The sequence below is a fragment of the Alteromonas sp. ABH4_456 genome, from assembly GCF_056160645.1.
This window is the reverse complement of sequence record NZ_JBSWXO010000001.1, coordinates 562,503-585,867: the sequence shown is the minus strand read 5'-3', so window position 1 is coordinate 585,867 and position 23,365 is coordinate 562,503. Positions and strand designations below refer to the sequence as shown.

Below are 23,365 nucleotides of genomic sequence, written 5' to 3'. Positions count from 1 at the left end.
AAATCCACCTTAGACAGGTGGATTTTTAAAGACAGGTAGCTCAGGCATCATTAGTTATAATGACTGTAACAAATCAATCTGGTACTTACTCCGGTTGAAATTCTGCCCATTGTTCCGTGAATAGCTCACTCCAGTCCATTACTTTATAGACATTCAGACGGGGAGCTATCAAATTCGGATTCCCGGAATCGAGATAGTAAATATTAAAATACTCGATAACAGTCAGGTAGCCTTCATCATCAAAATTAACTAATTCCCACACACGTTGACGCTTATAATGATCCTCTATGTAGCCATTGAAGGTTACCTTATTTCCGTCTGTAACCCATGTGTAATTCAGTGCATTCATATCAGAACTAAAATAATACTCTCCGGTATCCATTGTTGTAAGACTGGAGATTCTGCCCATTGTGCCATTTGAGTTAATGTTGAATCCAAATGCTGTTTCTAAAGTAGGCACTTCTCCATTGGAAAAACCATCAAGACCAACGTTCAGGAGGGAAGTCCAGATATCAGGTAAATCATGTGCGATCTCGACATTATCTAAAGTACTTTCATTGCCTTTAAAGAATCCGCCTGTCCAACTGTACGATACCCCTTCAGAGTTCATCGTATAGAGCGCAATGGTGTAAGAATCAGTATCAAGCAGTCTTTGCGCGCTGATCGTTGTATCTTCTAATGAAACAGACAGTTTTCCGTCTTGCAATTCATAAGTTCCAAGGCTATCAGTAATACGTCCTGTAACCGTTCCATCGTCAAAGGACAGTGCATCGACACTTGGTGCTGTACTCGAAGCTACGGGGGCAGAAATACCGTCATTGTAGTATTTAACAGCTGTATTAACCGGCATTACCCAGTGACCTTCTGTTATTTCTTCTTCTTTGAATGGTTCAGGGTTTAAATTCTCAACTGTAACTATTCCCATTTGAGATGTATTGACGACTTCCTGAGAGAAAGTCAGTGTTTCATAAACATTGTTGTCTACCCGTGATGCAAGTGTGCTTTCACCATTTACCTGAACTAATTTGAAGCTACTGCTTTCTAAGCGGGAAGCAACCTCAACCTGCCAGATGCCTTGCTGTTCACATTCATCAATAATTTCTGCGGACATGGTGTCATCAAATGGATATACGGGGTAGCCACCAGAGCAGGATGCGTATGATAGTGATGTATTTCCTGATGTATAATCAACATTTACCGTTCCATCTTCCACTTCATATTTGAACTCACGGCGCGTGAAAGTGTCGCCGTATAAGCTTACGATAGTCTCAACACCGGTGAGATCTTCGTTAAACTTAAAAACACTGCCGTTGCGCGGTATCTTTGTGGCGTTAGAAAATGTTGCCCATGTCTTCCCTGCAATGTCATTTTCGAAAAAAGAAGAGTGAAGCAGCGGGTCATTCAGTGTTTCTTCTACTGCAACAGCAAGGTCATCATAGAACTGCTGTTGCACCACTCCATTTTCATTTACTAAACCTTTTTCAGTGAGGTAATTGAGTATTACTGTATTGCTACTATCATCCGCGCCAGTAAATAGTGACAGTGTTGTTTCTCCGTCAGGTATTTCATAATCCGGATTATCTGCGAGTAGCTTAATGAAGCCCGCGAGGTTTATTACTTCAGTTGAATCAATGGTATTAGTCCATCCGGAATATGACTTGTCACCGCCGTTTTTGATGTAATCATCGAAGAGAATTGATTGTGCAGTACTGACTTGAGTAACTTTTGTTACGGTAGACTCGTCGTCGTTTAAGTCACGGGAGTTGTTTTCCAGTGCAATATTCAGAAGACTGGAAAATGTACCGCCTTCTCCGGTAAGTAATATTTTTGATTGTCCGCCTGTACCTTGTCCGAGAAGTGATACATTTGCACCGGGGGCAGCAGAGGAAATAGTAATTTCATACCGGCCGTCCTCACCGGTATTCGTTGTAAATAATTCGCTGCCAACCTGTACGGTAAGTTCTGCATTCGAAAGAGGGCTGTCGGTGACAATGCCTGACATTGTAAGACTTTGAGTGTGAGTTATTTCGACCGTGCCTGAAGCACTATCAGTTCCATCACTAATCTCATAAGTAAGCGTTTCAGTACCCATCGCCGTGTTATCGGGCGTATAAGTTAACAGGCTACCAGAATTTTCTACAGTACCGAACTGCGCATCAGACACCGACGTGATAGTGAGAGTATCACCATCCGCATCACTATCATTTGCAAGTACATCAATAGTGATGACCGCTCCGTTCTCCGTCTTAGCGGTATCTGATTGCGTTGCGGGCGATGTATTGTTTGGTGTTTGCGAAGAGCCATTTGAAGAGCCCCGGTCACTATCTGAACTCCCTCCACCACAACCAGTCAGAAGCAGAGTACTCATTACTGTGGCAAGAATGGTTTTATTGAATATCATGATGTTAAATCCTTTTTAATGCAGCATAGTATGTCATTGAAAAATACTTCCCGGCGCGGGAGGTAATCAATATTTTTTTAATTAAAAATTTACTTTTTGTGTTCAAGTTCATTTAGTTTTGGGAGTGCAGGAAAGAGTGGTCTCCTTTCGGGTTGAGATTGTATTTTGAGTGAAATCTAACCTAACAATAAGAAATGAAAGTTACAATAACAGACGGGAAGTTGCCGGGGCTGGTAGTGGTTATGGTGAAGGTTAAAAATAAACTAACTTCGTAGGGTTCGAAGCCTTATATAGTGTGGTTTAGATGTACTTAGCTCAAATGAAAATAATTGGTAGCGGCTCCCTTTCATTTATACATGTAAGGGTAAATTTATACGTTTTATTTTGATTTCATAAGGAACCAAAAAACAAAAAAAGCAGCCATCAGAGGCTGCTTCGCTTAATAAAACATTATGTTTACAGAGCAGCGATAGCTGCTTCGTAATCCGGCTCATCAGCCGTTTCAGCGACCTGCTGGGTGTAGGCCACTTTGCCTTCTTCATCAATCACCACAACGCTGCGTGATAACAGGCCTGTCAGTGGACCGGTGGTGAAAGTCACATTGTAGTCTGTGCCAAAATCTGAGCGGAACGTTGAACCGGTCAGAACGTTTTCAATCCCTTCTGCGCCACAGAAACGGCCGGCAGCGAATGGCAGGTCCGCAGATACACAAATGACCACAGTGTTGTCCAGTGAAGCGGCTTTTTCATTGAATTTACGTACAGACATGGCACACGTGCCGGTATCTACAGACGGAAAGATGTTCAGTACCACTTTCTTACCTGACAAATCTGCAGAACTTACGGTAGATAAATCGGATTTTACCAGCTCAAACGCCGGTGCAGGTGTGCCAACGGCGGGTAAATCACCCAGAGTTTCTAACGGATTGCCCTGTAATGTAACTGTTGCCATGGAAGTTCCTTCATAATTGGAGTGAATGTTCATGATCTATATTGATGGAGTCAGGCGGGATTTCAACCGCTTAATCCGCAATTTATCTAATTATTTTTCAGTCTGCTTTGTAAAGCGGTTATATGCCGTATACTCAGAACGTAAAGAGATAAGCGGGGGAGCGTTGTGAGCGTTAATAATATTATGAGTCAGCGGGTGGTGAGCGTGAAAATGGACGACAGTCTGCACACCATTAAGGAGCTGTTTGAAGCCACGGGGTTTCATCATTTACTGGTTGTTGAGGGACGCAAACTTACCGGGATTATTTCTGACAGAGACTTGCTGAAAGCCTTGAGCCCGTTTATCGATACGATTTCAGAAAGGGCGAGAGACAGGGCGACGTTGGAACGGCGGGCACATCAAATCATGACCCGTGACGTGATTGCCGTTAAAGAACACAGTTCCGTTCTTAACGCCATCAGCACCTTTAACCGTCACCGCTTGTCATGCCTGCCGGTCATCAATGCAAAAGACGAACCTGTCGGGGTATTATCCTGGCGGGATATTCTTCGCTACATGGAAGACAAGGTAACCGCCAGGCAACAAAATTAATCTGCGGCGAACTGTTTGAGAGCGTCGCCGTCCAGACGGTATCTTATCCACTCACCTTGTGGTTTGGCGCCAATAGACTCGTAAAAATCAATAGCGGGTTGATTCCAGTCCAGTACGCTCCATTCAAAACGGCCGCAGTTTTGTTCTGTTGCGATCTTTGCCAGATGTTTCAGCAGAGCTTTGCCTGCACCGCAGCCTCTGGATGCCGGTGATACATACAAATCTTCCAGATAAATGCCGTATTGTCCCTGCCAGGTGGAATAACTGAAAAAATAGATGGCAAAGCCAACCGGGCCGTTTTCATTTTCACACAGCACACAGTGTGCCTTTGGTTGATCTGAAAACAGGGTATCCTCAATATGCGCTATGGTTGCTTTTACTTCATGCTCTGCTTTTTCATATACCGCCAGTTCGCTAATGAAATCGAGTATTTGCTGGCTGTCCTGCACTACTGCAGGACGGATGGTAAGTTGGCTCATCAAAGAAACTCCGTAAATTATTCCGTGCGTGGCTGGCCGGTGGATTTTCGTCCGGGCGTTACATGCTTCGCAATCCGGACAATGTGATGAAACAGCCATTTAAAGGCATTGCCTGAATCAATAAGAATGAGATACAGACAGGGCACCAGAATAAGCGTCACCAGTGTGGCGTACATTACAGCAAATCCCAGCGCGATAGCCATAGGAATCACCAGAACAGCCTGCAGGCTTGTTTCAAAGAGAATAGGCAGTACGCCCGCAAAAGTCGTAATGGATGTGAGCGTAATGGCTCTGAAGCGGGCAGAACCCGCTTCTTCCACAGCATCCCGGGTACTGTACCCCTGACGGCGGCGCTGGTTAACAAAATCTGTCAACACTAGTGAGTCATTAATCACAACCCCGGCGGCGGCAATCAGACCGAAAAACGACATGGTACTGAGATCATAGCCGAGCAGGAAATGTCCGAATGCTGCGCCGGTGAAGCTGAAAGGGATAACCGACATAATGATGAGAGGCTGGCTGTAGCTCTTTAACGGCACGGCCAGCAGTATGTACACCATAATCATAGCGGCAGTGAAAAACAGCATTTGCTGATCCTGCTGTGCCTGTTGCTCTTCAATATCACCGCCCAGTTCTGTCATGACACCGGGGTAGGTTTTTTGCAGTTCCGGTAGCAAGTTTTCATAGATGGCTTTTATAGCCTCACCCGGTTCTACTTTCTGTTCGTCGATGCTGCCCCAGATATACACACTGCGATAGCCACTTTCACGGCGGATATAGCTGATGCCGGGGGCTTCGGTCAGCTCCGCGATGTCACCCAGCATGACTTCCTGACTGGCAGGAGTGGTAATCACACTGTATTTAAGATCGGCAAGCCGTTCCCGCTGGACGGCAGGGTACCGCACCATGACCTTAACTTCCTCGCCGTCACGGATCACCCGCTGCGCTTCGCCACCATAAAAGCTGCTGCCAATCTGCCCGGCGATGTTTTGCAGCGTCAGACCAAGATCGTAGGCCACCGGCTTCAGTGTCATCTGCACTTCTTTGCTGGCGGGATCGATAGTTGAGCTGACGTCAAACAAGCCTTCTTCCCGCTGTAGCATCTCAATGAAAGCCAGTCCGGCCGCGTTCAGGGTTTCCAGCTCCGGTCCGAACAGCAGGAAACCAAATTCGCCGTCATCGCTGCCGCCGTTGATATCATCTATGACAACCAGTGATTTCATTGCCGGAATGTCCGGCATGGCTTCACGCCAGCGTCTGGCAAGTTCGAAGGTATTAATTACCCGTTTACTTTCATCTACCAGTGGTGCAAACACTTCGCCGTTAGTACGGTCGTCGTTGAACACCAGAATATCCCGGACCATGCCGTCGCCACCAAACTCCTGTTTGATTTTTTCATCTTCATCGAGGATGGTTTTTTCAATGATTTTTAACGCATCGAGTACGGCGCTGTCCGGTACGTTTTCGTTCATTTCAACGCGGACTGAAGGGAAGTCGTGGGGCACTTTGCCTTGAGGGACCATGCGAATGAAATTGCCCTGAATTAAACCCAGTGCCAGCATCAGCAGTGCCACAAACACCATCAGCACAGCCCATCGCCATTCAATGGCTTTAATGACGGTACGCTTGTACGGACCGTTGACAAAGCCATTAAAGCGGCTGTTAAAACGGGCGCGCCAGCTATCCGGCTTCACCGGCTTAAATGTGATGTGAGCGATGTGCGCCGGCAGAATAAGTTTGGATTCAATGAGACTGAAAACCAGACAACAAATCACCACCACGGCGATGTTCACCATGAAAGGTCCGTCCATACCGTCACTTAATGTGAAGGGAGCAAACACGGCGATGGTGGTCAGCACCCCGAAGGTTGCCGGTGTTGCGACACGCTTGGCACCGCGGATCACGTTATCAATACCGCTGCCTTTGCTTTCAATTTCTGTGTAGGCACTTTCTCCGATGACGATGGCGTCATCCACCACAATACCCAGCACCATGATGAAGGCAAACAGAGAAATAATGTTCAGACTGATACCGAGAAGCGGCATCATCATCACTGCGCCGAGAAAACAGACCGGCAGCCCGAGCATGACCCAGAAGGCGAGTCTGAAGCGTAAGAAAATGGTCAGCAACAATGCAACCAGAATGGCACCCTGCAGCAGGTTTTTCAGCATCATGTCCAGACGGCCGTCGAGGTAGTACGTCATGTCGACCATGGTTTCCAGCGACACACCTTCAGGAAATTGTTCATTTTTGTGTGCAATGTAAGCTTTTACTGTTTCTGCCACTGGCACAATATTCTGAGAAGGTGTTGCTTTGACCGCAATATAGATGGCGTTTTTACCGGAATACTTGAAGTAGTATTCGCCCTCGGTGAAGGCATCGCGGATCTCTGCCACATCGCCGAGCAATACTCTGGCACCGCCGGGGCCGACTTTAACCGGGATGGCAGCGAATTCTTCGCCACGGTAGTACTGGTTCTCAACACGCACAGAGATAATGCCAGAGCGGGTTTTCAGTTGTCCGGCAGACAGGTTGGTGGAATACGCCCTGATGGCGGTGCTGATATCACTGATAGAAAGATTGTATTTACGTAACTGATCAGGATTCACTTCAATGGCAATTTCGTCTTCGGGATAGCCCACGTCGACCAGCGAAACGTTATCCAGCAGTAATAATTCATCCTCGACTTCTTTCGCCAGGACTTTCAAATCTTTAAGCGGAAGATCGCCCACAATGGGCATGTCGATAACCTGTTGCCTGAACGCCAGTTGCCGGATATTTACGGGCTCCATGTCTGCAGGGAAGGTGGCAATGCTGTCGACTTTCAGTTTAATTTTATCCAGAACGTCGCTCAGTTCTTCCTTATCGTCAATCTCCATATTGACTTCGCCACCGTTGCGGTAAGCTCTTGAGATCGTACTGTTGATTTCAGAAACGTCTTTTACCGCCTCTTCAATCTTTATCAGGATCCCTTCTTCAATTTCCTGCGGAGACGCGCCCGGGTAACTCACATCAACACGGATGTAGTTAACCTCGACGTTGGGGAACATTTGTTTCTGGATAGAGGAATAGGCAGACAAACCCATGATGATAATAAAACCCATCAACAGGTTTGCAGCAACAGAGTTTCTGGCGAACCAGGCAATCACGCCGCGGTTCGTATCGTGTTCCTGATGCATAACTTCCCCTTAAATACCGGCGGAAGTGCTATTCGCATGAGCCGCAACCAGTTTGTTGCTCTGCTCAATCACTTTCACTGCCATTCCGTTAAGCGGATATTCCGGCGGGGAGGTGACAAGTTGCAGACCATCAAAATTCCCGCGAACGAAATAGAAATCGTCCTGCTCACGGACAATTTCAACAATCTCCGACTGCAATGTGGCATCTTCACTCACCAGCCAGATCCGTTTATTATTCACCAGTTCCTGTGGAATACGGAACACATTTTCCAGTGTTTTACCGTTAAAGCTGATGTTGGCGAAACTGCCGAATTTAATCAGGGCTTTGCCGGAGCGTACACCGTAAGGGTCGTCAATACGTGCAACCAGATGACTCATTCTGGTGGACTGATCCACGATACCCAGATCGCGGTGGAGTTTGGCCGGGATAGTACGCCTGTCTACGGTTACTGTTGCGTCGAGGCCGGTGACGCTGACAGGCAAAAATGACTGGTCGAAGCCGGCAACCGGGAAGGTAATTTCAGCGGTTTCCACATTATTCAGAGTGGCAGCCACTGTACCGGGAGTTACGTAGTCACCGGTACCGATTTCACGACTGATGATCAGAGCATCATAAGGGGCGCGTACTTCACAATTGTCCAGATCCCGCTTAGCAATGCGTAACATGGCTTCAGCAGATTTTACGGCGGCCTGTGCGCTGAGTAACTGAGGCTTTCTTAAATACAGGTCGGTCACACGACTCTTTGACATGCCGGCCGCTTCCCGCTCCGCCACGTTCGCCTGAGCCTGCTCCTGTATTAATTGTGCCTGTGCTGATGACAGGTTAGCTTCGGCCTGCAGCAATGCGGCTTCGTAGGCATCTTTCTCGATGGAAAACAGGATTTCACCACGACGGACAAGCCCGCCGGGCACAAAATCCGGGTTCCAGGACGTTACCTCCCCCGATACCTGAGCAGCCAGCATGGTGCTTTCAAGCGGCGTGATTTCGCCATAGGAATTAAGGGTAACCGCGTAATCTTCAGCCTGAAGCTCGCTGATTGTCACTGTCGGACGGGTATCTACTACTTCGGGTTCTTCTTCTTTATCACCCGCCGAGGCGATAAGTGTCATACCTGCAAATCCTGCAGCAAGAATGACTATTGGCAGGGCAATTTTTTTCCATTGCATGTGACGCTTCCCCAGTTTCCATCTCTGTTATTATGATACTTGTTGCATCTGCTGATTGTATTGTCTGTTTGTAACTGCGTATTTATTTTGTTTCAGCGACTGCTTTTTTTATTATTGCATAACACTGGCGCATACAACTTTATTACGACCAGTTTGTTTTGCTTTGTATAGTGCTTTATCGGCCAGAGATAACCCACGGTTAAGTGAAGTTTCCTCATTTATTTCACATATACCGAAACAGGCGGTGACCTTTATTTCTTTTTGTTCCAGCCAGATGCTGGTTTTTGCCAGCGTATTACGAATTTTTTCTGCCAGAACAGAAGCACTTTGTTCTCCGGTTTCAGGCAATACCATTAAAAACTCTTCTCCGCCCCAGCGGCAGACAATATCTTGCCTGCGCACATTTTGCCGGAGGAGGGTTGCAGTACGTTGCAACACAATATCACCGTTTCCGTGCCCGTAAGTATCGTTGATTTCCTTAAATTTATCTACATCAACCAATATGAGTGTGAATGCAGAACGGGTACGCTGGTGCCGTTTTATCTCCTGTCCCAGCAGTTGCTGCATGCCTCTGCGGTTTGGCAGTGAGGTCAGGGTATCGTGTAGTGCCTGTTGTTCGTATCTGTCACTGAGTTTCTGCATCAGCTTAAAGGTCCGCTCACGGCTGTACTCGTAAAATGCAGATAAAAATGTGACTGTGGCAAACGACAGTATCAGCCGGCTTTTAAAATCTGTGGAGTAGCTGGTAAACAGCAGGGCATCGTGTGGTGTGAACAGAATAATGACAATGAGCAGCGTAAAAACTGTCATCACCATCAGACCCCGTTTGAAGCCACCGAAAAACATTGCAACGGGGGGCAATATGTAAATCCAGAGCGGACCGGTATTGTTATGCCCGCCGGTAACCACCAGGTAAGTTTCCAGCCCCATCAGGCAACCCGTCAGTAAATAAACGGATACCATCTGGCCTATTTTATTGGGGTAGGCAGCCTGAATCTGACTGGCAAGAAAAAACAACAGCGAAGCAGACAGTAAACTGAATCCGAGCGCCCATCCACCTTTCATCAGAGAGTTTATCCCCAATACCAATGTGATGCTGATCCCTACCAGAGAGAACAGATTGACAACCAGGATCCGGCGATTAGTTTCTTCGTCAAATTCGGGGTGACAACCGCGTTTTAAAAAAAGCGATGTGGCCGGCTTAAACATTGTCCTGCTTTTGAATCGTTAAGGCGCCTTTTCACTTATCGCTGAAGCCAGGTCATCGACAAGCAGGCGCATAGTTGCCACAGCCTCTTCAAAGCCATCGCCCTGCATGGGGCGGCGGAAATCAAACTGATGTATTTGAGGCTGTGTGTTTTCGTCCTCTTTCCAGTATTGACCTTTAATCAGCACGTTGCCATCAAATGCGGGAATAAAATCGTCGATTTTAATATGTAATCCTGACACAGGGTATTGTGGTGAATACACGGCAGCAGGTAAAACCGCCACTCCGTGATGTTGCAGAGAGGCGGTTAAAGCCTGACGGAGACTTTTATCCAGTGGCTCAGCCCAAACATGGCGGGGGGAAAAATACACCGTAGCAGGTCCGGTTTGCATAGCCAGAGAACGCTGCTTCAAATACTCAGGTAAACTGAGTTGTTCAATATAAACCCGTGCTGCCGGCTCAGATTGTTCTTCAGTTGTCGCCTGAGGAGAGTGCAAAACGTAATAGGTTAAGGATGCCGGTGCACTGCTGCAACCGCTCAATAACGCAGTAAAACAGGCAGCGGCGAATAACTTAGTTCTCATTAAACATTCCTTTTCCGGCTTTCGGCTGAATATCTTCTTCGCTATTGTCCGAGAAGATTAACCCGTTAGGTTTCTGATTAAGTTGCAGCAGCAGAGGCTGAATATTCCGCAGGGTTTCCTGCATCGTATCAACGGTTTCCTGAATTTCACCTTTACTCAAACCGCCTTCGGTATAGTTTTCCAGTAGTGCAGACACGTTGATCAGCATTTCATTCAGGTTCTTATTCAGGGCTTTCGCGTCAATATCGCCCATCAGAGTATCAAAATCACTGCTTGCCTGTTCAACCCGGTTAGATGCGGCTTTAATGTCGTCGATCACATTGGTGACCTCTACAATCATGGTTTCCAGAGGTAAATTATTGAGCTTATCCAAAATTGCATCAGCTTTTTGTGTGAGCTGAGTGAACTCGTTCGACACGGTGGGAATCACTTCAATATCGCTGATGGTTTTTACCGTCAGAGGGCTAGCATTGATGTCATGTTGTAAATCGACATAAAGTCCGCCGGTAAGCACATTTCCCATGCGCAGCGTGGCGCGTAAATCTTTGCCTATCCACTCGTGCATGGTGTCTTTAACAGCCTGCAGACTTTCCTGTGTATCCTGCTGGCGCACTTTGCCCGGATAGATGCGGATAAGCACAGGAATGGGGTAATACTGATCAAGAATATTACCGTCTATCAGATTGGCCGGATTAATTTGCGCCACTTCACCCACTTCAATACCACGATATTCCACCGGCGCACCTTCGGTAAGGCCCCTTACGGTTTCATCTATCAGCAGCACGTAACTGGCGTACAGTTTATAGCGGGCGTTAGAGGCGGCTGCATCATCAGAGAAAATAATAAAACTGGCATTTTCATCTACCTGTCCACCTGAACTCGCGCCTTTAGGAATACCGAAAGTCACACCGTTAGCCAGCAACGTCTCCAGCGAGCCGGTTTCTACTTTTACACCACTGGATTTAAGGTGCAGCTTTACGCCACTGACATTCCAGAAGCGTGTATTCTGGGTGATCAGTTTATGATAGGGGGCCTGAATAAAGGCGCTGTAATACACCACACGCTCTTCAATATTAAATTCTGCTTCTTCAAATTCGCCGACTTTAAACCCCTTGTAAATGATCGGGTCGCCGGGTTTATAGGCAAACTTATCATTACTTTTTAAAGTCAGATGCAAGCCCGGTGTGCCGGGCGGTGTAGCCGGCGGGCGTTCAAGAGCAACAAAATCAAATTTAGTGCGACCGCTGTCATCGGCAGACATGGCGATGTAAGAACCTGACAGAAGGGTATTTAAACCGGAGACTTCAGAAAAACTGATCCGTGGTGCCACCACCCAGAAATCGGTATTTTCTGTCAGCAGCCGCTCAGCACTGGCATCAATGCGTGCGGTGACAAGTACACCGTCAAGGTCCGGCTTCAGCTCAATTTTCTTCACCTGACCAACTTCAAGATCCCGAACCTTTACCGGCGTTTTGTTAATTTCAATGCCACTGGCTGATTTCAATTCTATGGTGATTAACGGCCCCTGGTTTTTCCACTGGTACCACACCATCCATCCGCCGGTAATAATGGCAATAATCGGGATTAGCCAGACCTTTGAAACGTGGGTTGTTGATTTTATTTTAGCTTCGTCTGTCATGCTTACTTCCTGTTTTGCCAAATCAGGCGGGTATCAAAAGTCATTGCTGCCACCATAGTAACAAAAACCACGCCACAAAATGCGAGGGCGGCCGGGCCGGGATAAATAGAAAGCGTGTTACCCAACTGCACCAGTGCTACCAATACTGCCACAACGAAGACATCGATCATGGACCAGCGCCCTATGCCTTCCGTCACGCGGTAAAACCGGGTCCGGATGCGGGTACGTTTCTCAAGACCGCGCTGCACGGTTAAATTCAGCCACGCGAGTATGATGATTTTCGCCACCGGAATAATAACGCTGGCAATAAGAATAATAATGGCCACCGGATAGTCGCCGGATTGCCACAGTGTGATAGCGCCGCCCACGATGGTACTGGGCTCATCACGTCCGAACATTTCGGTATGCATAATGGGAAGCATATTCGCCGGAATATAAAGCAGTGCAGCGGTAACCAGTAATGCCCAGGTGCGTTGGATACTCACTGAGGCTACTGCCGGTGTCAGTGGTTTCGGTGGCGGCACTTCTCCGAAAATCCAGAACGCATAGCGGTTGATATCGAATTGAATAATACAGGCGGTCATACAAACAGAAAAGCCAATGAAAGCATAAAATGACAGGCCGATAGCAATGTCTGCCATAGAAGATATTTTGATTAGGCTGACCAGTGTGCCTACCAGAAATATTTCCGCCATGCTCCAGGGCATCAGCGCTTTCACCCAGAAAAACACATGCTTCACAAACACCGGTTTTTTATTGTGTTTGCGGCAGTGGCTTAAAATCATCATCCCGGTGAGCACGAGCCCGGGGAAAACCACGGTGGCCAGACTCGTAATAATGGCCAGCGACAGGTAATCCTGATTCAGCAGCGCATTGAAACTGTCTGGCAGGGCAATCTGGTGTTGAATGCCACTGGCACGGAAGGATAAGAAGTTAAAGGGCAGGGAAAGGCCCAGAAAAATGAGTGCACTGATGGCAAACGCCAGTACTTTATCATTTTGATGATAACGATAAGTCAGCAGGGTATGGCCACATTTGGGGCATACAGCCCGTTGCCGGTGATCCAGCGAAGGTAAATGTACTACCGTCAGACATTGGTCACATTGAATTGTAGACAGCGCGTTTTCCTGCATGCCCGGCCAGATTTATCCTGTAGAAACAACCAACTTATACAATAGCATGAATTTGTTCAACATCAGCGCCTTTATCTGTAACGGAATGTCACCCGCCGTAAAAAGCAAAAAAGGTGGCACAAAAGGCCACCTTTTTCTTACTGAAAAAAAATCAGTAGTTAGCGTTACCCGGAGTACGGGGGAACGGAATGACGTCACGGACGTTCTGCATGCCTGTTACATAAGCAACCAGACGCTCGAAACCCAGTCCGAAACCGGAGTGAGGGACGGTGCCGTAGCGGCGCAGATCACGATACCAGCTGTAATCTTCTTTGCTCAGGCCCATTTCTTCCAGGCGGCGGTCGAAGACATCCAGGCGCTCTTCACGCTGTGAACCACCAATGATTTCACCAATACCAGGCGCAAGGATATCCATTGCAGCAACGGTTTTGTTGTCATCATTAATACGCATGTAAAACGCTTTAATGTCTTTCGGGTAGTTCTGCATGATAATCGGCGCACCAACATGCTCTTCTGCCAGATAGCGTTCATGCTCCGATGACAAGTCCACACCCCATTCAACCGGGAACTCGAACTCTTTACCACTGGCTTTCAGGATTTCGATTGCATCGGTGTAATCCATACGCACGAAATCAGAACTGATCAGTTTTTCCAGACGTGTAATGGCATCCTTACTGATACGCTCTGCAAAGAAAGCCATGTCGTCGGCACGTTCTTCAAGCACGGCTTTGCACACATATTTCAGCATGTCTTCCGCCAGTTGTGCCACATCGCTTAAGTCCGCGAAGGCCACTTCCGGTTCAATCATCCAGAATTCCGCCAGGTGACGGGAGGTGTTGCTGTTTTCTGCACGGAATGTGGGACCAAAGGTGTATACCTTTGACATCGCTGCACAGTATGTTTCAACGTTCAGCTGACCGGATACGGTAAGGTAAGTTTCTTTACCGAAGAAATCTTCTTTATAGTCAATCTCACCTTTATCAGTGCGGGGCAGGTTCATCATATCCAATGTGGACACGCGGAACATTTCACCGGCACCTTCTGTATCACTGGCGGTCAAAATGGGTGTGCTGATCCAGAAGTATCCGCGCTCATGGAAGAAGCGGTGAATGGCTTGCGACAGACAGTTGCGGATACGGGTAACAGCACCGATAACGTTTGTGCGCGGACGCAGATGCGCATACTCACGCAGATATTCAATTGAGTGGCGTTTGGCTGCCATCGGGTAAGTATCCGGGTTTTCTACCCAACCTAAGATTTCGATACTTTTGGCTTCGAGTTCTACCGCCTGGCCCTGGCCCTGAGACGGTTTGACTTCACCTTCAACAGATAAAGAGCAACCTGCCGTCAGGCGCTGAATATCAGCATAATTTGACAGAGAATTTAACGCGATTACCTGTACGGGATTAAAGCAACTGCCATCGTGCAGAGCGATAAAAGAAAGTCCGGCTTTTGAGTCGCGGCGAGTACGCACCCAACCTTTTACCGTCACCGTTTCGCCAACTGCGTACTTACTATCAAGCACGTCGACAACGGGCGCATGCGTCATTTGAATGTCTCCATCTTACATGTTTGAAAAAATAATGTGTTATCAGGCGTAAAAATGCCGTAAATAACTAAAAGACACAGAAGAATTGCCGATAGTGAATGACAAAGCTAAACGCTGATAAACAACGAAAAAAACTATTAATCTTGTTATGGCATGCCAACCGGTCAGGCATGGCGGGTATCTAAAGTGTCGGTTCGTACGTATAAACGAATCGCTAGTATACTCATTCAGAAACGGGATACCAGCGAACTTTCTGCACGGAGAACTAAAATATCATGAATTCGCAACAACCGGACAGACGACGTAAGCCGAGAGATAAAGACGGTTTTTACCAATTTGTACTGACAGTCAACTCAGTTTGCTGGCTGGTGCTGATCGGGGCGCTGGTGGTATTTCATTTTGCCCGTCCGGAAATGGTCACGGGCTTACAAACATATTGGGGCATTGAAGGGCGTACTACCTGGTCTGAAGAGCATGTGGACGCGCTGATCATGTTGTTGCAATTGTGTCTGGGTATGACGTTGCTGACCATGCTGCTGCGTTCACGTCGTAACCGTCGCCGGGAAGACAATTACGGAGTGAATTTATTTATTCTCGCGGGTATTTCAATGTTAAGTCTGTTCACCCTGAATGTCAGCGTGGCCTGATACAACGGTAACAAGCTCAACCAAAAAAGCGGCCTGTGAAGCCGCTTTTTAAAACATACTCACCCGCAACGGGTTATCAGACGAAGGCTGACTGCACCAGATACCAGGTGTAAGCCACATATCCCAGTACAAATACACCACCTTCCAGTCTGTTCAGACGACCCTGACCTTTAATGCCGATACAGAAGATGAAGAGTGCCACCGACAGCCCCAGCATGATCATCACGTCGCGGTAGAAAAAGCTTGGTTCTACCTGCATAGGCTGAATCGTTCCGGCGAGTCCTACCACCGCCAGTGTATTAAACATGTTCGAACCGATAACATTACCCAGTGCCAGGTCATGTTCACCCTTGCGGATAGCCATCAGTGATGAGGCCAGCTCGGGTAATGATGTGCCTACAGCAATGATGGTTAAACCGATAATGGTATCGCTGACACCAAACTGGGTGGCAATTTCCACTGCTCCCCATACCAGTATACGGGAGCTGGCGACCAGCAAAGCTAACCCGGCCAGCAGCCAGATTACATTGGTTTTTACGCTGGCATCGTCCGGATTAATTTCACCTTCATATTCAGCGGCAAGGGTATCACTGCTGCCTTTCATGCCAGTCCAGATACTCCAGCCCATCAGCAGTATGAATAAACCAAGCAGGGAGAATGCATCGTCTTTGGATACATGAAAATCAATTAATTGCCAGCAGGCGAAAAAGGTTAGGCCAAGCAGAATAGGCAGTTCGCGGCGGATGATATCTGAGCGGACGGCAATAGGGCTGATAACCGCGGTCAATCCAAGAATGAGTGCGATGTTAGCGATATTAGAGCCGTATGCGTTACCTAATGCAATGCCTGAATTGCCCTGCATCGCAGCAAATACCGACACGATAATTTCCGGTGCAGAGGTACCGAATCCGATGATTAGCATACCAATGAGCAACGGAGATAAACCAAAATGCCGTGCCACACCGGCGGCACCACCGACAAATTTTTCTGCACTCCACAGCAGAACCAGCAGGCCTGCAATTATCGCTAAACTGGGTAAAAGCATATCAACTCCTTGGTACCCGTAACGGCGATAAGAATACGGGCGGGACATAGACAGGTCGTGTGACCACTATATAGCGTTTCTGCTGCGTTATTTAAACGTTCTCTGACAAAAAAATTAAAACGATTTAGTGCATAAAAATAACAGGCGGAACGCTATCACAAAAACTCATGGTAACGACAAAAAAAAGCCGTTCTGAAAACACTGGTGAATGCCCGCAGTTGAATTACACTGCCCGGACAGAAAAGGTTGCCTTCAATGAAATTAACATTGTGGTAACAAATAGTTCTTACTTATTCAGGTATCAAGAAGCATTTCATGCATAAAACTCTTATCGTTGTTGACGACATTAGCGGTTTCACTCTGCCGGACCAGACCATTCTGACTTTTCAGGATTATCTGGATGAATTCCCGAAACGGAATGAACCCAAAACCCGTGTTATCAACTTGTGTGACACATCCAGCTATTTAAGTCAGGGATATTACTGTTCGTTGCTGGCGCAAGCGCGTCAACACCGTGTGTTACCGTCTGTAAAAACGATCAATGATTTGCGCATTGCCGATGAGGGCAGTGCCCGTTTACCGTTGCCGGACAAATTTAAATGGCCGGTGACAGAAGGCACCGAATCTTTCTTTGTACTGTTCGGTAAAACAAAAGATCAGGCTCTGTTGCCGGTTGCGGCCACAGCGTTTGAAGCATTTCCGTGTCCGATTTTACAGGTCACACTACACATAGCTGCTGACAACATCGGTTTTATGGAAGTGCAGGCTCGTGGCTTTGCTGATTTGCCGGATTCACTGAAACAAGACTGTATTGATGGTTTACAGCAGTTCACACAACAACAGTGGCGCAGTGACCGCAAAGGCAAGAAGATGCGTTGGGATATGGCAATTCTGGTTAATCCTGATGAGCCGACACCTCCGTCTGACGACAAAGCGATTAAGAACTTTGTAAAAGCGGCTGAAAAAGCGGGCTTCAATGCTGAAGTGGTAACCAGTTTAACACCGGAAGCCGTGGGCCATTATGATGCCCTGTTTATCCGCGAAACTACCGCGATAGACCATCATACCTATCGTCTGGCCCGAGCGGCAGAGCGTGAAGGCCTGATTGTTATCGATGACACCCAGTCGATTTTGCGTTGCTGTAATAAGGTGTATCTGCAGGATGCGTTTGCTTATCAGCAAGTGCCTGCACCGCGAAGTGAGATGGTTTCAGACAGCACTGATGACACCTGTCAGGAGTTGATTTCAACCCTGGGGTTACCTCTGGTACTTAAGTTGCCTGAGAGTTCGTTCAGTCGTGGTGTGTATAAAGTGGAAAGTGCAGAAGCGTTGAAAACTCGTCTGGTAGAAATGCTTGAAGCGTCAGCACTGGTTTTGGTGCAGGAGTACGTGTTTACCGAGTTTGACTGGCGGATTGGTGTGCTTGGTGGCAAACCTATTTATGCCTGTCAGTACTTCATGGCACGCAACCACTGGCAGATTTACCATCACGAAGGTGACCGTTTCAGTTCCGGTGGCTTTAAAACCATGCCGACTTTTGAGGTGCCAAAAGCAGTCTTACAGGCGGCGATCAAGGCGGCCAAAGTGGTGGGTGACGGCTTGTACGGTGTGGATATTAAACACTCAGGCAACAAAGTGTACGTGATTGAAGTTAACGATAACCCGAGTATTGATTCGGGCGTCGAAGACAAATATCTGGGCAAAGAATTGTACCAGTTAATTATGCAGGAATTTGCAAACAGGTTGGAGTTGCGCGGTCGATGAGCGCCAAACTTGCAGCTCGTGAAGTCGCAGAGCCCGCATTATCACTTTCACCGGTGACGGTACGGTCTGCGGCGGCTGAGGATTTATCGTCTTTGTGTGATGTTGAGCAACGTTGCTTTTCTCATGACAAATTAAGCCGTCGTCGTATGCGCTTTTATTTGACGGCGCCCCATGCTGAATTGCTGGTGGCTGAACGGGACGGCATTATACTCGGTTACGCATTGTTGTTATTACGACGCGGAACCATGCTTACGCGCCTATACTCTATTGCAGTGCTGCCGGAGGCGAGGGGACAACAGGTTGCCCAATCGCTGATTGGTGAACTGGAAATCAGGGCATTGTCGCGGGGAAAGCGCTTTATGCGCCTGGAAGTGTCTGAGGACAACAAGGGCGCAATAACACTGTATCAACGTTTAGGTTTTAGTCAGTTTGGTATGTATAACGAATACTACGAAGATAAATCTGACGCCATTCGTATGCAGAAAGTACTGAACTATCCTTCCAGTACTGCAGAAGTTGATGTGTATCCGTGGTATCAGCAAACCACCGAATTTACCTGTGGTCCTGCATCGCTGATGATGGCGATGGCACAGTTGAATAATGAGTACGTGGTGTCGCAGGAAAAAGAGCTATTTCTCTGGCGACGTGCAACTACGATTTTTATGACGTCAGGTCATGGTGGTTGTCATCCGGTAGGACTGGCTCTGGCAGCGGCTGACGAAGGCTTTAAGAGTGAAGTATGGTTGAACCGTACATTACCGCTTTTCACTGACGGCGTAAGAACAGCCCATAAGAAAGACATTGTCGAGGTGGTGGAACAGGGTTTCCTGCATGAAGCCGGACAAAAGGGCATTACCGTTGATATTCACGAATGGAAAATGGAATCTTTGGATGCCTTGCTGGAAGAAGGCGCTGCGGTACTGTGCTTGATCAGCACCTATGCGTTTGATAAGAAAAAAGCGCCGCACTGGGTCACGGTGACAGCCTCAGACCAGCGTTGTTTCTATATTCACGATCCGGATCCTGAAACCTTTGAAGATCAGGTCGTCGAGTATCAGCACATTCCTGTCGCTCGGGAAGATTTTGTGCGTCTGGTCAGCTATGGCCGGCGAAAAGTCCGGGCGATAGTCATTATCAGAAAACGCTGAATTTAAAGCGCGGTGTGAGAATAAATCACTCCGCGCTTATTTGTTTTCAGTCTTCAACGGCTGATACGCGCGTTGAAGTTACGCAGTGCCTTTACCAGATTAGACAATTCTGCCGCTGAGCCCTGAAAAAGAGAAGGCTTAGTGAAAGTCGTGCCTTTACGGGCAGTGTTAAACGTACGTTTAATATCGAAGGCGGCAGTGCGGTCTGTGAGACGCTTCCATTCGCTTTGCAGAGAACCCGGAATAGCGTGGCGTTTTGCCAGAATGTTGTCTCGAATTTGCAACACTTGCCCAATCAGTAACGTATTTTCATTCAACATGGTTAAAACCTATTTCAATGTTGTTAGTAGTCTAAAGCCTTTATTTATGGGGTCCTGACACCAACTTATTGCCGTTTGACCCTGAATAAAGGAGCGCATTCACTTAAGACTGTTGCAACATCGATGCCTGTTTATCCTTTAGTATAATAAAAAGGCCGGTCAGTCCCGGCGCTTTACCTCATCGTATTGACGTTTGAGTAAGGATTCAGGCAGGTAAATAATAGCAATGTTCAGGGACCGGTCATCCTCTGCCAGCATTGCCGACTGTATTTGAATCTTTGTACCGTCGCGGCTGAACGTCGGGTGAGTATGATCTCTGGCCGAAGTTTTGTGGCCACCGCTGAGCAATTGCATTTCATCTGTGGTTCTGTCAATCAGATACAGATTACGTTCGAAGTCATCACCCACAGCCCAGCGCCCGTCCGGAGAACCGTGGACATGCCAAAGTCCGCTGCCGCTGCGGGTTTGCCCGCCAATTCGCATTTCATTTGTACGCAAGTTCACAATACCCAGTCCTGTGGGTTTCTGGCGGCTGGCTGACGGGCCCCATTCATCATCAGTACCGACGTCGCGATGCCCCATGATAGCAAAGGCTACTTCGTCCCTGGTGATCACCGCTTCATGGGTGACCCACTCATAATCTGCTTCAGGGTATAGGGCTTTGACTTCACCACCGACTTTCATTGTCCACATTCGTTGTGGCGATTTGCCGCCGGTTTCCCAACAAAATACCAGTTCCCTGCTTACCCACGGGTTAGTCTGTATGTGACCAAGCTGGAAGGGCAGTGCCACCACCATGTCTATCTTTCCGGTTTGAATATTCATACTGGCGATGCCTGTCGGGCCCGCGCCCATATTGCGGGGACCGAAATTTTCCTTGAGTGCAACCTTATCACTCAGGTGTCTGGCCGCTTCTTCCCGGCCAATACGGAAATAAATGATATCTTCGGCGGCATCCAGCGCCATATCTCCACCGGCCCCCATGGAGGCGGGTACAACTCCCACTGTCCGTTCATAGTGTCCTGACTGCTTCACTTCATTATTCTTTACGTCCTCCAGCAGTGCTTCAATGTTCACTTCGATGATGGCTTTATCGTTCGGGTTATCGCCGTAACGGGGTTGGGCATCTGCAGCAACAGCAGGATCCCGCATCAAATAGAGCTTGCCGCTTCGCTGTGCATTCACCAGCATGCCAAAATAGCCTCCCTCACTGACTTGCACTAACAGGCCGGTTTCTTCGTTGACGGCCATAGCCTCTCCCGGCACCCGTGCAGACCTGAATACCAGCCACTCACCGTCAGCCGTCCATTGAGGATGGGTAGGGTAAATTTTCGAGTCACCCTTTGATTGTGTAGTCAAAAAGGCAATTTTTACACCGGTAACCGGATCGCGGATAACCTTTCGTTCAGAAGGAAAAGTGTCACCGGTGGCCGCGCTGGCCGGATTTTGTAACAGACAGGCAAAGAATAATGCGAAAAAGTAAAGCGGGTTCAGGCAAAAGCGGGTAACAGTCATGGCAATTTTCTTTTTGTGGTTAGCTGAACTGAAAGCAAACCACAGTGCTCACTTTTGCGCGACGGATACCTGATTTTTTTGTCAAATATGAAACACAGCAGCCAGAAGCGGTGCTACCGGCTTAACTTTTACTTAATTTTTAAGAGTCCCTGATGCTTATCTTAACTGAACCGGACCCGCGCTTTTCTCGCCTGACGCCAGTGATAAACCCGGCGACCAGCCCAAAGCGGCGAGACCACAAGAATGTTCAATACAATGGCAACAATCAGACTGAATACAATGGCCGTTGGCGTCAGGGGGATGGACGGCGCAAAATTATCCAGCACTCTGAATAAGGTATCTTTCCTTGCGGGGGCAAACATGTAGCCGGCCTGCTCAAAGTAGTTGCCAGTGGAGAGGGTTTTTAAGCCATTGTCTGCTTCTTCCAGTTTTGCCTGCAGTGCGGCTTTATTTTCAGCGTCCTGCTGCACCACGCCATCGGCGTTATTCCGCAGGCTTTCTATTAACGCATCTACAGAACTGAAATTGAATTGTCTGGCCAGATTTTCCAGCTCTATGACCTGTTCTCTGGTGGCATCGTAGTAGCCTGAGAGATACTGGCGGTAATGATCCGCCAGAATGGGAACCTGCAATGCAGCGATGAAGAGTCCTGCGAACAGAATTTTATCAATTACCCGGGCCATCAACTGCATTGTTCATCCTTTGTTTTACAGACTGGCTAAGGTGTCATAAATGCCCGTTGTCAGTCTTTCAAGTTGGCTTTCAGTGATTATGTACGGTGGCATGATATAAACCAGTTTACCGAAAGGCCGGATCCAGATCCCTTTTTCGACGAAATGCTCCTGCAGTATGGCCACATTGACCGGTTGTTTCATTTCAACCACACCGATTGCACCCAGCACCCGCACGTCAGCCACGCCGGGAAGCGCTTTGCACTTTGGCAGGCTGGCTTTGAGTTGTGATTCGATGCCGGCTACCTGTTTTTGCCAGTGCCCTTCATTAATCAGTGACAGACTGGCATTCGCTACAGCACAGGCCAGCGGGTTACCCATGTATGTGGGGCCATGCATGAATACGCCGGGTTCTCCCTGGCACACACCTTGTGCCACATCTTCTGAGCATAGCGTTGCGGCAAGGGTCAGATAGCCGCCGGTGAGCGCTTTTCCTACACACATAATATCCGGGCTGATATGTGCATGGTCGCAGCCGAACAATTTTCCGGTGCGGCCAAACCCCGTGGCTATCTCATCACAGATAAGCAGCACATCGTATGCATCACACAATTGACGGCAGCGTTTCAGGTACTCCGGATGATAAATGCGCATGCCACCGGCACCCTGAACCACCGGTTCAATGATCAGAGCGGCTAATTCATGATGATGGCGTTCAAATAATTCCTGCAGCGGCAAAATATCATCTTCACTGAAGGTCTGATCAAACCGGGTTTGCGGTGCGGGCGCAAACACCTGTTTACTGAGTACACCGGAAAATAAGCTGTGCATCCCGTTTACCGGATCGCATACCGACATGGCGGCGAAGGTATCGCCGTGATAACCATTGCGGGGCGCGATAATCCGGTGCTTTTCCTGACGCCCCTGACAGGCCCAGTACTGCAATGCCATTTTCAATGCCACTTCAACAGATACCGAGCCGGAGTCGGCCAGAAACACCCGGTTCATGCCGTCAGGCGCCATATCAAGCAGCGTGCGGCAAAGTGACACCGCCGGGTCATGGGTCAGACCGCCAAACATGACATGGGAAAACTTGTCGATCTGCTGTTTGGCTGCGTTGTTCAACACCGGGTGATTGTAGCCATGGATGGCAGCCCACCAGCTCGACATACCGTCGACCAGGTTCTCACCGGTGGCCAGGGTTATTTCTGCGCCGGCAGCTCCGGTGACCTCAAAACAGGGCAGGGGAGAGACGGCAGACGTATAAGGGTGCCAGATATGCTGGCGATCAAACTCAATATTGCTCAAAATGTAACCATTGGTAAAAGTTTGAAAATGGTCAGAGTTGACAACTCCGTAACCAGGCATAGACTAA

19 protein-coding genes are annotated in these 23,365 nt (G+C 48.0%); 4 read left to right on the top strand and 15 right to left on the bottom strand.

Translation table 11 applies throughout. The features are described from left to right. Positions 1 to 85: 85 nt before the first annotated feature. Both ACXAG2_RS02715 and tpx read right to left on the bottom strand, forming a co-directional pair. Entirely contained in the window at positions 86 to 2,401 is a 2,316-nt protein-coding gene (locus ACXAG2_RS02715; protein ID WP_474864349.1) for an Ig-like domain-containing protein, read from the bottom strand. Positions 2,402 to 2,857: 456 nt separating this feature from the next. Next, the gene (tpx, locus tag ACXAG2_RS02710; protein WP_303574976.1) at positions 2,858 to 3,352 is read right to left on the bottom strand and encodes a thiol peroxidase; all 495 of its coding nucleotides are present in this window, start codon (positions 3,350 to 3,352) and stop codon (positions 2,858 to 2,860) included. Between the two features lie 165 nt (positions 3,353 to 3,517). Here tpx and ACXAG2_RS02705 point away from each other — a divergent pair, with 165 nt between their 5' ends. Then, positions 3,518 to 3,943, top strand: a complete 426-nt coding sequence (locus ACXAG2_RS02705) for a CBS domain-containing protein (protein ID WP_474864347.1) — start codon at positions 3,518 to 3,520, stop codon at positions 3,941 to 3,943. On the opposite strand, the gene ACXAG2_RS02700 is transcribed toward ACXAG2_RS02705, so the two are convergent. The 8 genes from ACXAG2_RS02700 to asnS form a co-directional block, all read right to left on the bottom strand. Continuing rightward, positions 3,940 to 4,422, bottom strand: coding sequence for an N-acetyltransferase family protein (locus ACXAG2_RS02700; RefSeq protein WP_474864345.1), 483 nt, complete (start codon positions 4,420 to 4,422; stop codon positions 3,940 to 3,942). The genes ACXAG2_RS02705 and ACXAG2_RS02700 overlap by 4 nt on opposite strands. 17 nt (positions 4,423 to 4,439) lie before the next feature. Then, a complete protein-coding gene (locus ACXAG2_RS02695) occupies positions 4,440 to 7,601 on the bottom strand; it encodes an efflux RND transporter permease subunit (protein ID WP_474864343.1) in 3,162 nt (1,053 codons plus the stop codon). Between the two features lie 9 nt (positions 7,602 to 7,610). Beyond that, positions 7,611 to 8,768, bottom strand: coding sequence for an efflux RND transporter periplasmic adaptor subunit (locus ACXAG2_RS02690; RefSeq protein ID WP_474844812.1), 1,158 nt, complete (start codon positions 8,766 to 8,768; stop codon positions 7,611 to 7,613). A gap of 111 nt (positions 8,769 to 8,879) precedes the next feature. Next, positions 8,880 to 9,977, bottom strand: a complete 1,098-nt coding sequence (locus ACXAG2_RS02685) for a GGDEF domain-containing protein (protein ID WP_474864342.1) — start codon at positions 9,975 to 9,977, stop codon at positions 8,880 to 8,882. 18 nt (positions 9,978 to 9,995) lie between these two features. Then, positions 9,996 to 10,559, bottom strand: coding sequence for a PqiC family protein (locus ACXAG2_RS02680; RefSeq protein WP_474864341.1), 564 nt, complete (start codon positions 10,557 to 10,559; stop codon positions 9,996 to 9,998). Beyond that, complete coding sequence (gene pqiB / locus ACXAG2_RS02675; protein WP_474864339.1) at positions 10,549 to 12,198, bottom strand: intermembrane transport protein PqiB; 1,650 nt, start codon at positions 12,196 to 12,198, stop codon at positions 10,549 to 10,551. Before pqiB ends, ACXAG2_RS02680 begins: the two co-directional genes overlap by 11 nt. A 2-nt stretch (positions 12,199 to 12,200) precedes the next feature. After that, complete coding sequence (locus ACXAG2_RS02670; protein WP_474864338.1) at positions 12,201 to 13,331, bottom strand: paraquat-inducible protein A; 1,131 nt, start codon at positions 13,329 to 13,331, stop codon at positions 12,201 to 12,203. Between the two features lie 151 nt (positions 13,332 to 13,482). Then, positions 13,483 to 14,880, bottom strand: a complete 1,398-nt coding sequence (gene asnS, locus ACXAG2_RS02665) for an asparagine--tRNA ligase (protein ID WP_474844817.1) — start codon at positions 14,878 to 14,880, stop codon at positions 13,483 to 13,485. Positions 14,881 to 15,155: 275 nt separating this feature from the next. Here asnS and ACXAG2_RS02660 point away from each other — a divergent pair, with 275 nt between their 5' ends. Beyond that, entirely contained in the window at positions 15,156 to 15,527 is a 372-nt protein-coding gene (locus ACXAG2_RS02660) for a hypothetical protein (RefSeq protein ID WP_119500839.1), read from the top strand. A gap of 76 nt (positions 15,528 to 15,603) precedes the next feature. Here ACXAG2_RS02660 and ACXAG2_RS02655 read toward each other — a convergent pair whose 3' ends face one another. Next, positions 15,604 to 16,572 (bottom strand): calcium/sodium antiporter, encoded by a 969-nt coding sequence (locus ACXAG2_RS02655; RefSeq protein ID WP_474844819.1) that lies wholly within the window; start codon positions 16,570 to 16,572, stop codon positions 15,604 to 15,606. A gap of 315 nt (positions 16,573 to 16,887) precedes the next feature. Between ACXAG2_RS02655 and ACXAG2_RS02650 the strand changes: the two genes are divergently transcribed. Both ACXAG2_RS02650 and ACXAG2_RS02645 read left to right on the top strand, forming a co-directional pair. After that, positions 16,888 to 18,336 carry a RimK family protein gene (locus tag ACXAG2_RS02650; protein WP_474864337.1) on the top strand — a complete coding sequence of 483 codons (1,449 nt, stop codon included), beginning with the start codon at positions 16,888 to 16,890 and terminating at the stop codon, positions 18,334 to 18,336. Continuing rightward, positions 18,333 to 19,484 carry a GNAT family N-acetyltransferase/peptidase C39 family protein gene (locus ACXAG2_RS02645; protein ID WP_474864336.1) on the top strand — a complete coding sequence of 384 codons (1,152 nt, stop codon included), beginning with the start codon at positions 18,333 to 18,335 and terminating at the stop codon, positions 19,482 to 19,484. The genes ACXAG2_RS02650 and ACXAG2_RS02645 overlap by 4 nt, the downstream gene beginning before the upstream one ends. 53 nt (positions 19,485 to 19,537) lie before the next feature. Here the strand turns inward: ACXAG2_RS02645 and ACXAG2_RS02640 are convergent, their stop codons facing one another. From ACXAG2_RS02640 to bioA, 4 genes are all read right to left on the bottom strand, one after another. Further along, positions 19,538 to 19,804 carry a hypothetical protein gene (locus ACXAG2_RS02640; protein WP_119500843.1) on the bottom strand — a complete coding sequence of 89 codons (267 nt, stop codon included), beginning with the start codon at positions 19,802 to 19,804 and terminating at the stop codon, positions 19,538 to 19,540. Positions 19,805 to 19,963: 159 nt separating this feature from the next. Beyond that, the gene (locus tag ACXAG2_RS02635) at positions 19,964 to 21,319 is read right to left on the bottom strand and encodes a TolB-like translocation protein (protein ID WP_474864335.1); all 1,356 of its coding nucleotides are present in this window, start codon (positions 21,317 to 21,319) and stop codon (positions 19,964 to 19,966) included. A gap of 161 nt (positions 21,320 to 21,480) precedes the next feature. Beyond that, the gene (locus ACXAG2_RS02630; RefSeq protein WP_474864333.1) at positions 21,481 to 22,011 is read right to left on the bottom strand and encodes a DUF2937 family protein; all 531 of its coding nucleotides are present in this window, start codon (positions 22,009 to 22,011) and stop codon (positions 21,481 to 21,483) included. Between the two features lie 15 nt (positions 22,012 to 22,026). Further along, positions 22,027 to 23,298 carry an adenosylmethionine--8-amino-7-oxononanoate transaminase gene (gene bioA, locus ACXAG2_RS02625; RefSeq protein WP_474864332.1) on the bottom strand — a complete coding sequence of 424 codons (1,272 nt, stop codon included), beginning with the start codon at positions 23,296 to 23,298 and terminating at the stop codon, positions 22,027 to 22,029. Positions 23,299 to 23,365: the final 67 nt, after the last annotated feature.